At 69.1% G+C, this 13719-nt stretch carries 14 protein-coding genes; 7 read left to right on the top strand and 7 right to left on the bottom strand.

What is annotated here, in order from left to right; translation table 11 throughout:
- The first annotated feature begins 4 nt into the window (after nucleotides 1-4).
- Genes AB0J72_RS54975 through AB0J72_RS54955 form a run of 5 tightly spaced genes read left to right on the top strand, consistent with a single transcriptional unit; the run spans nucleotide 5 to nucleotide 5519 of the window.
- Nucleotides 5-814 carry an enoyl-CoA hydratase/isomerase family protein gene (locus AB0J72_RS54975; protein WP_363416014.1) on the top strand — a complete coding sequence of 270 codons (810 nt, stop codon included), beginning with the start codon at nucleotides 5-7 and terminating at the stop codon, nucleotides 812-814.
- Complete coding sequence (locus tag AB0J72_RS54970; protein WP_363416011.1) at nucleotides 811-1917, top strand: acyl-CoA dehydrogenase family protein; 1107 nt, start codon at nucleotides 811-813, stop codon at nucleotides 1915-1917. Before AB0J72_RS54975 ends, AB0J72_RS54970 begins: the two co-directional genes overlap by 4 nt.
- The gene (locus AB0J72_RS54965; RefSeq protein ID WP_363416008.1) at nucleotides 1914-3419 is read left to right on the top strand and encodes an AMP-binding protein; all 1506 of its coding nucleotides are present in this window, start codon (nucleotides 1914-1916) and stop codon (nucleotides 3417-3419) included. The genes AB0J72_RS54970 and AB0J72_RS54965 overlap by 4 nt, the downstream gene beginning before the upstream one ends.
- Nucleotides 3412-4329 carry an acyl-CoA dehydrogenase family protein gene (locus tag AB0J72_RS54960; RefSeq protein ID WP_363416064.1) on the top strand — a complete coding sequence of 306 codons (918 nt, stop codon included), beginning with the start codon at nucleotides 3412-3414 and terminating at the stop codon, nucleotides 4327-4329. The genes AB0J72_RS54965 and AB0J72_RS54960 overlap by 8 nt, the downstream gene beginning before the upstream one ends.
- Nucleotides 4326-5519: a thiolase family protein gene (locus AB0J72_RS54955; protein ID WP_363416004.1), complete on the top strand. Its 1194-nt coding sequence runs from the start codon at nucleotides 4326-4328 to the stop codon at nucleotides 5517-5519. Before AB0J72_RS54960 ends, AB0J72_RS54955 begins: the two co-directional genes overlap by 4 nt.
- 111 nt (nucleotides 5520-5630) lie before the next feature.
- Here the strand turns inward: AB0J72_RS54955 and AB0J72_RS54950 are convergent, their stop codons facing one another.
- The gene (locus tag AB0J72_RS54950) at nucleotides 5631-6068 is read right to left on the bottom strand and encodes a hypothetical protein (protein WP_363416001.1); all 438 of its coding nucleotides are present in this window, start codon (nucleotides 6066-6068) and stop codon (nucleotides 5631-5633) included.
- A 785-nt stretch (nucleotides 6069-6853) separates the two neighbouring features.
- Complete coding sequence (locus tag AB0J72_RS54945; protein WP_363415998.1) at nucleotides 6854-7225, bottom strand: hypothetical protein; 372 nt, start codon at nucleotides 7223-7225, stop codon at nucleotides 6854-6856.
- A gap of 434 nt (nucleotides 7226-7659) precedes the next feature.
- Between AB0J72_RS54945 and AB0J72_RS54940 the strand changes: the two genes are divergently transcribed.
- Nucleotides 7660-7941, top strand: a complete 282-nt coding sequence (locus AB0J72_RS54940; RefSeq protein WP_363415995.1) for a hypothetical protein — start codon at nucleotides 7660-7662, stop codon at nucleotides 7939-7941.
- 43 nt (nucleotides 7942-7984) lie between these two features.
- Here the strand turns inward: AB0J72_RS54940 and AB0J72_RS54935 are convergent, their stop codons facing one another.
- From AB0J72_RS54935 to AB0J72_RS54915, 5 genes are all read right to left on the bottom strand, one after another.
- Nucleotides 7985-8353: an integrase core domain-containing protein gene (locus tag AB0J72_RS54935; RefSeq protein WP_363415992.1), complete on the bottom strand. Its 369-nt coding sequence runs from the start codon at nucleotides 8351-8353 to the stop codon at nucleotides 7985-7987.
- A complete protein-coding gene (locus AB0J72_RS54930; protein ID WP_363415989.1) occupies nucleotides 8350-8928 on the bottom strand; it encodes a helix-turn-helix domain-containing protein in 579 nt (192 codons plus the stop codon). Before AB0J72_RS54930 ends, AB0J72_RS54935 begins: the two co-directional genes overlap by 4 nt.
- Nucleotides 8929-9045: 117 nt before the next feature.
- Nucleotides 9046-10464, bottom strand: coding sequence for a Re/Si-specific NAD(P)(+) transhydrogenase subunit beta (gene pntB / locus AB0J72_RS54925; protein WP_363415986.1), 1419 nt, complete (start codon nucleotides 10462-10464; stop codon nucleotides 9046-9048).
- 4 nt (nucleotides 10465-10468) lie between these two features.
- Entirely contained in the window at nucleotides 10469-11995 is a 1527-nt protein-coding gene (locus tag AB0J72_RS54920) for a Re/Si-specific NAD(P)(+) transhydrogenase subunit alpha (protein ID WP_363416061.1), read from the bottom strand.
- Between the two features lie 817 nt (nucleotides 11996-12812).
- Nucleotides 12813-13040, bottom strand: coding sequence for a three-helix bundle dimerization domain-containing protein (locus AB0J72_RS54915; protein ID WP_363415983.1), 228 nt, complete (start codon nucleotides 13038-13040; stop codon nucleotides 12813-12815).
- Between the two features lie 257 nt (nucleotides 13041-13297).
- Here AB0J72_RS54915 and AB0J72_RS54910 point away from each other — a divergent pair.
- The coding region (locus tag AB0J72_RS54910; RefSeq protein WP_363415981.1) for a hypothetical protein at nucleotides 13298-13719 on the top strand (422 nt) is incomplete at its 3' end.

The following is a 13719-nucleotide window of genomic DNA, read 5'->3' as shown; positions in this document are numbered from 1 at the left end:
CGGAATGACGAACGGTTTGACGAACGAGGGCATCGAGTACGACGAGCGCGACGGCATCGCCACCATCCGGCTCAACCGGCCGGACGTAGGCAACGCACTGTCCCGGCGGATGCGGCCCCGGCTGCGCGAGCTATGGGCGAACGTGCGTGACGATCCGTCGGTACGGGTGGTCATCGTCACCGGCACCGGGGACCGGCACTTCTGTACCGGCGCCGACGTCCGCGAGGTGGCCGACACCGGCACGACCACGTCCGGCCAGGGCACGGTGGCCGAGGACATCGTCTGGTCACCGTTGCAGAACCAGGTGTGGAAGCCCATCATCTGCGCCGTGAACGGCCTGGTCGCCGGGGGCGGGCTGCACTTCGTGGCGGACGCGGACGTCGTCGTGGCCGCCGACCACGCCCAGTTCATGGACACGCATGTCAGCGTCGGGCAGGTAGGTGCGGTGGAGAACATCGGCCTGGCCCGCCGGCTGCCGCTGGGTACCGTGCTGCGGATGACGTTGACGGGCAAGGGTTTCCGGCTCGACGCGGCACGCGCGTACCAGCTGGGCCTGGTCGACGAGCTGGTGCCGGCGGCCGGCCTGATGGACACCGCATGGGAGCTGGCCGTGGCCATCGCCGCCAACTCCCCGAGTGCGGTGTCGCGCTCGAAGCAGGCGATCTGGGGGGCCGCCGAGCGGCCGCACCAGGAGGCCCTGGAGTACGGCTGGGAACTGGCCCGCCGGCAGTGGACCCACCCCGACTTCCTGGAGGGTGCGCGCGCCTTCGTGCAGCGACGTCCTCCACAGTGGAACGTCGAGGTACCGGCATGAGATGGACCTTCACCGCCGAGCAGGAGCGACTGCGCGACGAAGTGCGGGCGTTCCTCGCCGAACACGCGCACAGCCGCGACCCGATGCAGTACTTCCACGGCCGCGGCGGTGCCAGCCGCGAGCTGTACCGCGAACTCGGCCGGCGCGGCTGGCTGCGACTGGCCTGGCCGAGGGAGTGGGACGGGCAGGACGCGCCGCCCTCGACCGAATTCATTGTCTGGGACGAGCTGGCCTACGCCCGCGCCGTACGCCCCGACCTGGCCGCCGGGATCGTCGCGAAGACCATCATCGGGCACGGCACGGGTGAGCAGCGGGCGCGCTTCCTGCCCGGCATCGGCCTGGGTGAGATCAGCTTCGCGTTGGGATACTCGGAGCCGGAAGCCGGCTCCGACCTGGCCGGGGTGCGCACAAGGGCGACACGCGACGGCGACGGCTACCGGGTCACCGGCGAGAAACGGTGGACCTCCGACGCGCACAACTCCGACTACCTGTGGCTGCTGTGCCGCACCCCGGACGACGGTCACACGCTGCTGATGCTCGACCTCACGGCACCCGGGGTGCAGATCCGGCCGATCCACACCATCGACGGGCACCGGCTGAACGAGGTGAGCCTCGACGGCGTGTACGTGCCGCAGGAGAACCGCATCGGTGCCGAAGGCGAGGCGTGGCAGCTGATCCGAGCCGCGCTGGCCGTCGAGCGGCATCTGATGGTGCTGCCCGGCCGGGTCCGCCGCGACTACGAGGATCTGCTGCGCTGGTCGGTCGAGCGGGGCTGGTGGGCCGATGCCCGGATCCGCGCCGACATCGCCGACGTCGCGCTGGACGTGGCCGAGGTGGAGGTGGCCGCCATGAGTACCCTCGCGGCTCTTGAGGCCGGCCAGGACGGTGCCGCGCAGGCGGCGCGGGCGAAGCTGCTGGGCAGCAGGACCCTGCAACGCATCGCGCGGCTGCCGTTCGACGTCGGCGATGCCGGGGCCGCCGGCACCGGCACGCCGAGCTTCCTGTGGCACGAGACCTTCATGGAGACCATTGCTGGAGGCACCTCGGAAATCATGCTGGGCGTGCTGGCCCGCGAGGCGCTCGGGCTGGGAGGACGTCGATGACCGGATACCTGGAGGTGCTGGCCGACCACGCGCGGCACGCGCCGAACGCACCGGCGCTGATCGACCCGTCCGGCGAGTACACCTACGCGGAACTGTGGACCGCGATCGAGGAGCACGCCGCCGCGCTGAGCGCCCTCGGCGTCGCCCCGGGCGACCGGGTGGTCACCGCGCTGGCACCCGGCGCCCCGCATCTGGCCGCGCTGTTCGGGGTCATCGCCGCCGGGGCGGTCGCGGTACCGCTGAACACCCGACTCGCCCCGCCCGAAGCGTACGCCTTCCTGGCCCCACTCGGCCCGGCCCTGCTGCTGGTCGCCGAACCGGACACCGAGCTGGCGGCCAGGCTAGGCTGCGGCCTGGCCACGCTGCCCGCGGCCGGCGCTCCCGGGTCGTTGACCGACCGGATGGCGCTGACCGCCGCGATCCCCGCCTCCTCGTCGTCCTCGTTCCGAGACGAGGCGGCCGCGATGATCATCGGTACCGGCGGCACCACCGGCGAGCCGAAGGGCGCCACCTGGACCCATTCGGCGCTGTATCAGTACGCCGCGTCCTGCCAGGCGCAGATGGAGATCCGGCGCACCGACGTGGAGCTGTACTTCTCCCCGTTCTTCCACATCGCGATCGCCACAGTCGCGTTCGCGACCCTGTACGCGGGCGGCACCGCCTGGCTCCTGCCGCGCTTCGACGAGGCCACCGTGCTCGACGCGCTCGCCACCGGCCGGCCCACCCGGCTGTTCGGCGCACCCACCGCACTGCTGCGACTGCTGGACCATCCCGGCTTCGGCGCGGAACACGGTGCCTCGATCCGGCGGGTGCTGTTCGGCTCAACCGCCAGCGCACCCGACTTCCCCGGTCGGCTGCGCGCCGCGTTCCCCCGGGCCCACCTGATCACCGGGTACGGCGCCACCGAGTTCGGCGCGGCGGCCCGGGTGCGCTCCTGGGAACAGGAGGACGGCGACGACCGGGGGCTGGGTCGTCCGGTGCCGGGCGCGTCGATCCGCATCATCGACGACACCGGCCAGGACGTGCCACGGGGCAGCGTCGGGGAGGTCCTGGTCCGCACGCCGTGGCAGATGTCCGGCTACTGGGCGCAGCCGGAACAGACCCGCACCACGATGGTCGACGGCGCGATCCGCTCCGGCGACCTCGGCTGGCTCGACGCGGACGGCTTCCTCCACCTGGCCGGCCGGGTCAAAGACATGATCATCTCGGGCGGCGAGAACGTCTTCCCGATCGAGGTCGAGAACGTGATCGCCAGGCACCCGCAGGTCCACCAGGTGGCGGTGTTCGGCGCGGACGACCCGCTGTGGGGCGAACGGGTGGAGGCCGCCGTCGTACCGCACCCTGGCGCCGGCGTGGATCCCGACGCGCTGCGCGACCACTGCCGCGCCGCACTGGCCGGGTACAAGGTGCCCCGCCGGTTCCACGTGCTCGACGCGCTGCCGGTGACTCCGGCGATGAAGGTGGACAAACGTACCCTGCGGGAGGTCACCCGTGATGCTTGAGGTGGACTACGGCCAGCAGCCACGGGAGTTCGCGGAGGCAGTGCGTACGCTGTGCCGCCGCCACGAGGAGGGTTGGCGCCACCTCCCGGGCGACGGGTTCCCCGAGCAGACCTGGCAGGACCTCGCCGACATCGGGTTTCTCGGCCTCGCGGCCGAGGGCACCGAGGTCGCCCGCGAGATCGCCGCCGTCATGGAGGAGTTGGGCGGGCTCGGCTGCCCCGGCCCGCTCTGGGAAACCGTCCTGGCGACCCGCGCTGCCGGTGGACCACCGGCGAACGGCATCGCCACCGTGGGTACCGGCGGTCCGCTGCCCTGGGGACACCGCGCCACCGCGTTCTTCGCGCTCACCGACGATGGCCTCTGGGAATGTGAGCCGGCCGGCGAGGCGTCGCCGGTACCGATGCTCACCGGTGACCAGTGGGCCGAGATGCCGCTGGCGCCCATCCGGCGCATCTCCGACGACTGCGGCGCGCTCGCCCTCGGTGACCTGGCACTTGCCGCGCAACTCGTCGGAGCCGGTGCCCGGCTGGTTCGAGACGCCGCCGAGTACGTGGCCGCCCGCCACCAGTTCCGCCGGCCGCTGGGCGACTTCCAGGGCGTGGCATTTCCGCTCGCCGAGGCCGACGTCGGCCTGGCGGCCGCGCATGCCTTGACGAGCCGTGCCGCCTCCCGGTTGGCCGACGGTGCACCGGACGCCGCCCGTGGCGCCCGTGCCGCCGTCCTGTCCGCCGCCCGCGCGGCGCGCACCGCCACGTACCACACCTTCCAGGCGTACGGCGCGATGGCGTTCACCGAAGAGGGTGGCGTGGCCTGGTACGGCCGGCGTATCGCCCAACTGCGCACCCAGGCGCTGGCCCCGTACCGCAGGTCGGCGTGGACCGCCGACGTCTTCGAAAGGAAGGTCCCATGACCGGCGACGTTGTCGTCCTCGCCACGGGTCGTACCCCGTTCGGCCGCTTCGGCGGCGCCCTGCGTGACCTGCCCTTGCCCGAGCTCGGGGCGATCCCGGTGGGCGCCGTGCTGCAGCGCGCCGGGCTGACCGGCGCGGACGTCGACGAGTTGGCGTTCGGGGTGAACTTCCCCGGCGCCGAGCGCTCGGTGGCCCGGCAGGTGCTGCTGCGTGCGGGTATCCCCGAGGAGAAGGTCGCGTACACCGTCGACCGGGCCTGCTGCTCGTCGCTCGCGGCGATTACGCTGGCCAGCCGGGGACTGCGGCTGAACGACACCGCGCTGAGCGTCGCCGGTGCCGTGGAGAACCTGAGCCGGGTGCCGTACTTCGTGCACGAGGCCCGCTTCGGCAACCGGATCGGCGACATCGTGCTCACCGACCAACTCGTCGTCTCCTGCCCGCACACGGGGGTACCCAGGGCCGTACAGGCCGGCGCCGAAGCCACCGAGCACGGCGTGGACCGCGCCGAACAGGACGACTGGGCGCTGCGCAGCCAGCAACGCTACGCCGATGCGCTGGCCCGCGGCTGCTTCGACGACGAGATCGTGCCCGTGGACGTGCCGGACCGCAACGGCCGCGCCGTCCGGCTGGCCGCCGACGAGGTGCCGAGGCCCGCCACCACGGCACAGCAGCTGGCCGCGCTGCCGACGGTCTACGGCAGTGCCACAGTGACGGCGGGCAACGCGCCCAACATGAGCACCGGCGCGGTGGCCCTGGTGCTGGCCAGCGAGGGGGAGGCGACGCGGCGCGGCACCACCGGCCTGGCCACCGTCGGCGCCTGCACCCAGGTCTCTGGCGACCCGCAACGGCTGGCGTCGATGCCCGCGCGGGCGGCCCAGCGGGCACTGGCCCAGGCCGGCCTGACGCTCGCGGACATCGACCTGATCGAGGTCAACGAGGCTTTCGCCGCCGTGCCCCTGGTGACGACGCTCGTACTGGCGGACGGCGACCGGGACAAGGCGCAGCGGCTGCGCGAACGGACAAACGTCAACGGCGGCGCCGTCGCGGTCGGCCATCCCACCGGCGCGACGGGAGGCCGACTGGTGATGACAGCTATCAATGAGCTGCGTCGGCGGGGTGGCGGGCGGGGCTTGGTCACCATCTGCGGCGGCGTCGGCGAAGCCGAGTCGGTCATCGTCACCGTCCGGTGATGGCAGTGGACCTTGCTCTTGCCGAAAACCTCATCCATACAGGTCAGGCGGCATGCTCATATTCGTGGAGGATGCCGCCGAGGCGCTCGCGTCTTCGGACGCTGAGACGGGTCATCTTGTCCGGGTCGGCGATCTGTGTGGGCAACGGGTACAGCGGGCGGGCGTTCGCGATGCCCTGGTGTGGGCGGTGTCGGTTGTAGAACTGTTCGAACTCGTGCAGGGCTGGAGCAGGTGCGGCTGGTTCCAGATCAGCGTCCGGTCCAGCGGTTCGCGGCGGCAGGTCTGGACCCATCGTTCCATGATCGAGTTGATTCTCGGCAGCTGGATGCCGCTGAGGACGACGTCGATGCCCGCGTCGGCGAGGATGGCGTCGAACAGTTCGGGGAATTTGGCGTCCCGGTCGCGGATCATGTGCAGCGCCCGGGAACCGGTGTCTTCGAGGTCCATGACGAGGTTCTTCGCGGCCTGTGCCACCCATGCGGTGGTGGGGTGCGGGGTGGCGCCCTGGATGCGGATTCGGCGGCTGGCGTGCTCGATCACCGCGAACACATACATCCGGGATGCTTCCACAGTTCCCGCGGCAGCGCCCGGACTAACGCGGACAACACCGCCCGTTCCGGCCGCGACAGGCGCGGTCGACCGACCTGACGCCGCAGGACCGCCACCTTCACCGCAACAGCGCCGAACCGGCTCTGGGTCGCCGACGCGACCCGGAGCCCGGGGAAGATCAACCGCTCCATCAAAGCGGGGGAAGCTCAGATCGGCATCGGAACGAACGCCAGCACCGAGGTCATGTTGATGATGACTGCGTCGTCCCTGCCGGCCAGGTCGAACCGGCCGCCGTCGACCAGCTCGGTCACCGGTCCGCTCCAGCCTGCCCGACGTACGCACCGCGCGAGCACCGTCGCTCGGAGCGGTCCGGCAGCCGAGCATCGTTGTGCCCGTGGGCATCGGCATGCCGCCGAGGGCCATCGACTGGGCGGCCTGCTAGGCGGCTGCCGCGATGTGTCTCGGTGTGTCTCGGTGACGTCGGTCAACGATGTCCCCAGCGGTGGGCGTGCGGGTTGGTTGGTTGGTTGGCAGTCGCATTTGTCCACTGTGGTTGACGGGCAAATCAACTCACCGGGAGGGCGGGAACGCCGCAGTGGTTCTGCCCGTCGAACCATGCAAGGACCGCCTCAGGAACCGTCGGCCGGAGGTTGGGCAGCCGTGATGCGGCAGCCGGTCGGTGGCCATGCTCAGCAGAATCCGGGTGAGGTGCGCGCCGAGGCAATAGCGCGCGTCACAGATGGCCGGCTGGCGGTGCGCCCGCCACGGGCTCCCTCGGACAGCGACTACTGACTCTCGATGCGATCGAAGGCCACATGGACGGCGAGATGGCCGGCTGTTCGGAATGACCTTTCGCTGGAGTCGACCTTGTGCGCCACCAGGATTCGTAGCACGACGGTCACCGCCACCACGGCTCCGGTCACCCGGTCTGCCAAGGCGTCGGACAGACCCTCGGCCAGCGCTGCGCGGTACCCGGATAGCGCTTCCGGGTTGTTGTAGCCCGGGTAGCGGACATCCTCGGCGACGGTGAACGCGAACCCGGGCGAGGCCGGCTCGAAATCCACGGTGACGTCGGCGAACACGCAGGTGCCGCCGGTCTGAGGGGAGTGCCGCACCCGGACACCACGAACCGGATGGGGCGGGAACCTCCGATCCATCACACAACGGTACTTCAGGACGGCTGAAGCACCCCGCGTCCACCACCCACGAGGCCAACCACCAGACCGAGCCCGGTATCGATGGCCGAGGCGCAAGCCTCAGCCATCAGCAAGGTTCACCGACTTCGCATGGTAGGTCTGACCAGGTCCCAACCTCGCCGGTCATGCCGGACACCGCGGACATGTGGGAGTCGCACCTTCACCGGTTCTTCGGAGCCGGTCACCAACACGGCGTGATGATCCACGCGAGGTTGCCGACGATGTGGATGACCTCTCACCGGCTCTCCGGAGCCGGTCACCCTTGCGGTGCCACGTGCGCGCTCACGCACCTGTCAACGGCGCTGTTCCTTCACCTGGCTTCGTTCGTGACTTCGGGGCTCTGGCGCACACTTCGTGATCGATCTTGCTGGGGTGGGTTCGATACGGTGGGTCCGGTGATCGATCTTCAAGTCCGGGACGAGTCTGGGCGCGTTCTGGAGCATGCGTCAGGGTTCGCGTGGACCCAGGAGTTGATCGATATTGACAGTTCAGTGTTTCCGATGCTCGCCGGGCTCTGTGCATACCTGGACACGGTGTTCAACCAGCGTCAGCTTCCGTTGGTGCTGGACGAGTTAGACCGGTTGCCGTACTGCGTTCGTCATCGCGTCGTCGACGCCAGGAGGCCGCCGACAGGGAGGTTCGGCACCAAGCGTTCAGCGCATGGTTCGACGCTGTAAGCCGTGCCCGCCCTGCTCTTGCCGAAAACCTCATCCGTGCAGGTCAGGCGGCATGCTCATATTCGTGGAGGATGCCGCCGAGGCGCTCGCGTCTTCGGACGCTGAGACGGGTCATCTTGTCCGGGTCGGCGATCTGTGTGGGCAACGGGTACAGCGGGCGGGCGTTCGCGATGCCCTGGTGTGGGCGGTGTCGGTTGTAGAACTGTTCGAACTCGTGCAGGGCGTGGAGCAGGTGCCGTTGGTTCCAGATCAAGGTACGGTCCAGCAGTTCACGGCGGCAGGTCTGGACCCACCGTTCCATGATTGAGTTCATGCGCGGCATCCGGACGCCGCTGAGCACGACGTTGATGCCCGCGTCGGCGAGGATGGCGTCGAACAGTTCGGGGAATTTGGCGTCCCGGTCGCGGATCATGTGCAGCGCCCGGGAACCGGTGTCTTCGAGGCCAGCAGGGCGTCGGCTTGGGAGTGTAGGAAGTCGGCCCAGGTGCTGGAAGCCCGCTCGGGCGTCGGGTCGATCCCGGCTTCCTTCAAGATTTCCCACACCGTGGATGCGGCCACTTTCACTCCCGGCACCAGCAGTTCGCCGTGCAGGCGTCGGTAGCCCCAGCTGGGATTTTCTCGTGCCAGGCGTAGCACCAGGGTCCGGACGGAGTGCACCGTGCGCGGCCGGCCCGGGCGCTTGGGTCGGGAGACGGCCGCGTGACGGCGAGCGAGCAGGTCGCGATGCCATCGCAGTACCGTATCGGGGCGCACCAGCAGACGTAGTCGGTGCAGCACATCGCGCGGCAGGCGGTGCAGCAGGGCCGCCAGGAACGCCCGGTCAGTCCCGTCGAACCGCACCTTATCCTTGCCCAGCTGGCGTTCCAGCACCGTGACCTGATGGCGCAGGGCAAGGATCTCCACATCCTTGTCCCGATTGCTCATCGGCAGCAGCCGCAGCACCGCGAACGCGTTCGTCACACCCAGGTAGGCCAGTCGCAGCAGCACGGCAGCCCATCCTGCCGCATCGATCACCAGCTACGCCCAGGCCAAGCAACCGGATCAAATCTCCGATACCCCACACCGGCCTCACCAGGGCGGATGGGGTTTTCGGCAAGCGCAGCGTCAAAGGGCGCGGAGGATGTCCTCCACGCGGTCCTTCGCGTCGCCGAAGAGCATCGCGCTGTTCTCCCGGAAGAACAGGGGATTCTGCACGCCGGCGTAGCCGGAGGCCATCGAGCGTTTGAACACGATGACGCTGTCGGCGTCCCAGACCCTGAGCACGGGCATGCCGGCGATCGGGCTGGCGGGGTCCTCGGTGGCCGCGGGGTTGACCGTGTCGTTGGCCCCGATGACCAGCACGACCGAGGTGCCCGCGAAGTCGTCATTGATCTCGTCCATCTCCAGGACGATGTCGTAGGGCACTTTGGCCTCGGCGAGCAGCACGTTCATGTGACCCGGCAGGCGGCCCGCCACGGGATGGATACCGAAGCGGACGTTGACGCTCTTCTCCCGGAGCCTGCGGGTGAGCTCGGCGACGCCGTGCTGCGCCTGGGCGACCGCCATGCCATACCCGGGGGTGATGATCACGGAGTCCGCGGTGGCGAGCAGCTTGGCGACGTCCTCGGCCGTGACCTCCCGGTGCTCGCCGTAGTCGGTGTCGTCGGCGGGCCCTGCCTCGGCGCCGAAACCACCGGCGATCACGGAGATGAAGGACCGGTTCATCGCCTTGCACATGATGTACGACAGATAGGCGCCCGAGGAGCCGACGAGGGCGCCGGTGACGATGAGCAGATCGTTTTCGAGCAGGAAGCCCGAGGCGGCCGCGGCCCAGCCAGAGTAGCTGTTGAGCATTGACACGACCACCGGCATGTCGCCCCCGCCGATGGAGGCGACCAGGTGCCAGCCCAGGAGCAGGGCGATCATGGTGACGACGATCAGCAGCCACAGCTGCGGCTCGATCACGAACCAGGCCGTGAGCACGCCGAACGCGGTGAGCGCACCGAGGTTGAGGATGTTTTTGCCCGGCAGCATCAGTGGGTTGGACGTGATCCGGGCGGACAGCTTCAGGAAGGCCACGATCGAGCCGGTGAACGTTACGGCGCCGATGAAGACGCCGATGAAGACCTCGGCGCTGTGGATCCCGAGGAGGTCTTGGCGACGCAGCAGCTCGGCCTCGCCCCCGCCCATGGCGGACTCGACGTGCAGGTACCCGTTCCATCCGACGAGCACGGCGGCGAGACCTACGAAGCTGTGCAGCAGCGCGATCAGCTCGGGCATGCCGGTCATCTCGACCTTGCTCGCGCGGTACAACCCGATCGCGGCGCCGATGACGATCGCCACAATGAGCAGTGTCAGACCGAGTCCGCTGATCTCGTCGACGACCGCGAGCGCGATGGTCGCTACCAACGCCAGGGCCATGCCGGCGATGCCGAAGGTGTTACCCACCTTGGCGGTCTCGTGTTTGGACAGACCTGCCAGCGCCAGGATGAAGAGTAGGGCGGCGACGATGTACGCCGCCTGCGCAGCCGTTTCAACGGTCATCAGTTCAGCTCCTGGAGAACATGGCGAGCATGCGGCGCGTCACCGCGAAGCCACCGAAGATGTTGATACTGGCCAGCAGGATCGCGACGAGCGACAGCGTGGTCACGACGTTGTCACCGTGCCCGAGCTGCAGCAGGGCGCCGACAACGATGATCCCCGAGATGGCGTTGGTCACCGACATCAGCGGCGTGTGGAGGGCATGGTGCACGTGTCCGATCACGTAGTAGCCGATGATGATCGCCAGTGCGAAGACCGTGAGATGACCCCGCAGCGCGGCGGGTGACAGTGCCACGACCAGGAACAGCACGGCCGCACCGGCCCCCACCAGGGTCAACCGCCTGCGCGCCGAGACCGGTCGCTGCTCGCGAGGTTCGACCGGAGTGGTCGCCTGAGGGGCGGCGGCCGGGGCCACCGACACCGATACCGGCGGCGGTGGCCAGGTCAGCTCGCCGTCGCGTACGACCGTCATCGAGCGCTGCACGACATCGTCGAAGTCCAGGACGAGCTGTCCGTCCTTGCCGGGGGTCATCAGCTTCATCAGGTTCACCAGATTGGTGCCGTAGAGCTGTGACGCCTGCGCGGGCAGCCGCCCCGCCAGGTCGGTGTAGCCGATGATCGTTACGCCATTGCCGGTGACGACCGCTTCGCCCGGGACGGTGCCCTCGACGTTTCCACCGTTGGCGGCGGCCATGTCGACGATCACGCTGCCCGGTTGCATGCTGGCTACCATCTCGGCTGTGATCAGCCGAGGCGCCGGCTTGCCGGGGATGAGCGCCGTGGTGATGATGATGTCGACGTCCTGAGCCTGCTCGGCGTACAACTGGGCAGCGCGCTGGTTGTAGTCGTCCGACATCTCTTTGGCGTAACCGGTCGCGGAGACCTCCACGTCCGCGGTCTTGATCGACAGGTACTCGCCGCCCAGCGACTTGACCTGGTCGGCCACCTCCGGCCGCGGATCTGTTGCCCGTACGATCGCGCCCAGGCTGCCGGCGGCACCGATCGCCGCCAGGCCGGCGACACCCACACCGGCGACGAGCACTTTGGCCGGAGGTACCTTGCCCGCCGCGGTCACCTGCCCGGTGAAGAACCGGCCGAACACATGCGCCGCCTCCACCACCGCCCGGTAGCCCGCGATATTGGCCATCGACGAGAGCACGTCCAGCGACTGGGCTCGCGAGATCCGGGGTACGGCATCCATCGCCAATGCCGTGATCGGTCGCCGGGAGAGGTCCGCGACCAGGTCCGGGTTCAGGCGCGGATACAGCATGCTGATCAGCACGGCGCCCTCGGGCAGCAGGTCCAGCTGCGCGGTCGACGGCGCGTCGACGGCGAACACGATGTCGGCCTTCAACGCCTGACCGATCGTCGCGCCCGCCTCGACGTACGCCTCGTCCGAAAACGAGGACAACAGACCGGCGCCGGACTCCACCATCACCTCGTAACCCAGCTTGACCAGCTCCACCACCGTGGCTGGCGTCGCTGCCACGCGCGTCTCTCCCGGGCGTGACTCCCTGAGCACACCAATGATCATCATGAGCTCCGCAGTTGAGGATTGAAGGTGAGGATGTAGAGCAGCGGCTGTCGGTACGTTCGCTCGCCGAGCGCTTCGCTCGGATCTTGTTGGCGTCGAGCGATTGTTACCTGCCGCGACGCAGAATTTGAAGGTAGTCAATATCACATTGCGCGGCGGCCCTGAGGCATTGATGTCTCACGGACAACGATTGTCGGGCCGGTCCGCGAGGATCCGTGTGCCGTTGAGCCACCCGGCTTGGCCAAGGAAGAGTGCCACGTCGACTGACGAGCCGAGACCGTCAGGTGCCCACAGGGGATGGTGATCCGCAGTGGAAGCCGCCAGTCGCGGATGGCAAGCCCCGCGACTGGCGGCACTATTTCGGCTGCCGGACTGCCGCACCTGCACGGTCCGGCAGCAGTGCACGGGAACGTTGATGGCTGGACGCACAGGCCGTACGATCGCTGCCCCACCGGAACCTGTCAAGATCGTTGAGACAAGATCTCTAAGGTTCTACCCCGGCGTGCGGCGGGGGCCGCTGTCGCCGACGGTTGCCGCACGGTGGTGCAGGCCGCTCGTGACCATGGCCTGTCGTGGTCGGTGGTCGCGGCGGCGTTCACCGCGCACGCCACCGCCGTGTTACCGGCCCAGCCCGACCCTGTGCAGGTGCTGGGCATCGCCGGGTCACCATCCAGCACCGGGCCGCCGCAGCCGCAAAGGCAACCGCGAATGGGAGCTGCGCAACCGGCTGACCCGCTCCGCCGCCCGGATGCACGCCCGCCACCTCGACCCGATGGTCGAGACCTGCACGCCCTCGGCAAGCTCGGTCAGGACGTCCTCACCGCCGAGAACGGACCGGTTCGTCGAGGATGCGACGGGCGTCCCGTTCGATGAGCACCGGGACGAACGCGTACACCTCGGCGGTCGCATACAGGTCGGTCAGCTGGTCGACGGTCTGCCGGACCACCTCCGGGTCGTGGCGCCCCGCGTACCGCAGGATCAGCCGTTGCGTTGCGTGCTCGATGGCGTGCATCTCGACCTCGGTCTTGGCCTCGGCGGCGAGCATGGTCGGTGTCCTTCCGTGATGGTGTCGGCGCAATGCCGACTCTCGCCGTCCGATGCCCACCGCGACAGGGGCGTTCCGCCCGCGGTCACGGGACGGCCGCCCCACGACGCTGCACGGTGCCGTCGCCGGAGGTCCCATGGCGGAGGGGACGTACGTCCCGTCGACAAGGGTGATTGTCCTCTGCGTCGCGGCCATGCCGCTGTCTGACGCTGTTGGCATCATCGAGTCGCACCAACTGAAGCCCCGGAAGGCACGCCATGAAGCGCAAGACGCTCGACATCCTCGTCGGTCTCGGCCTCGTCGTCCTGGCCGGGCTGCTGCTGGTCGCCGGTATCGTGCTGAACAGCAACGCCAACTTCGCCAACGACTACGTCAAGGACCAGCTCAGCCAGCAGCAGATCACGTTCAAGACCGCCGACACGATGACCGCCGAGGAGAAGCAGTCCGCCTGCCTCGTCAAGTACGCCGGGCAGCGGCTCACCACCGGAAAGCAGGCGGAGTGCTACGCCAACGAGTTCATCGGCCTGCACCTGAAGTCCATCGCGGGTGGCAAGACCTACGCCCAGCTCGGCGACGTGCAGACCGGTCTGAAGGCGCAGATCGCCGCCCTGTCGAAGGACGACCCGGCGGTCGCGGACCTGCAGAAGCAGCTGACCGACGCGACCACCGCCCGGGAGAC

Origin of the sequence: Dactylosporangium sp. NPDC049742 (assembly GCF_040674675.1) — a bacterium.
Lineage (GTDB): Bacteria > Actinomycetota > Actinomycetes > Mycobacteriales > Micromonosporaceae > Dactylosporangium > Dactylosporangium maewongense.
Note: the sequence above shows the minus strand (reverse complement) of the source record. Positions and strands in the feature narration are given on the sequence as shown.

What these genes read in the sequence shown, in the direction of transcription:
- AB0J72_RS54915 (WP_363415983.1), bottom strand. Translation starts at nt 13,040, where the DNA reads ATGCTCGCCGCCGAGGCCAAGACCGAGGTCGAGATGCACGCCATCGAG.
- AB0J72_RS54935 (WP_363415992.1), bottom strand. Translation starts at nt 8,353, where the DNA reads ATGATCCGCGACCGGGACGCCAAATTCCCCGAACTGTTCGACGCCATC.
- AB0J72_RS54920 (WP_363416061.1), bottom strand. Translation starts at nt 11,995, where the DNA reads ATGATCATTGGTGTGCTCAGGGAGTCACGCCCGGGAGAGACGCGCGTG.
- AB0J72_RS54945 (WP_363415998.1), bottom strand. Translation starts at nt 7,225, where the DNA reads ATGGATCGGAGGTTCCCGCCCCATCCGGTTCGTGGTGTCCGGGTGCGG.
- AB0J72_RS54975 (WP_363416014.1), top strand. Translation starts at nt 5, where the DNA reads ATGACGAACGGTTTGACGAACGAGGGCATCGAGTACGACGAGCGCGAC.
- AB0J72_RS54955 (WP_363416004.1), top strand. Translation starts at nt 4,326, where the DNA reads ATGACCGGCGACGTTGTCGTCCTCGCCACGGGTCGTACCCCGTTCGGC.
- AB0J72_RS54960 (WP_363416064.1), top strand. Translation starts at nt 3,412, where the DNA reads ATGCTTGAGGTGGACTACGGCCAGCAGCCACGGGAGTTCGCGGAGGCA.
- AB0J72_RS54970 (WP_363416011.1), top strand. Translation starts at nt 811, where the DNA reads ATGAGATGGACCTTCACCGCCGAGCAGGAGCGACTGCGCGACGAAGTG.
- AB0J72_RS54965 (WP_363416008.1), top strand. Translation starts at nt 1,914, where the DNA reads ATGACCGGATACCTGGAGGTGCTGGCCGACCACGCGCGGCACGCGCCG.
- pntB (WP_363415986.1), bottom strand. Translation starts at nt 10,464, where the DNA reads ATGACCGTTGAAACGGCTGCGCAGGCGGCGTACATCGTCGCCGCCCTA.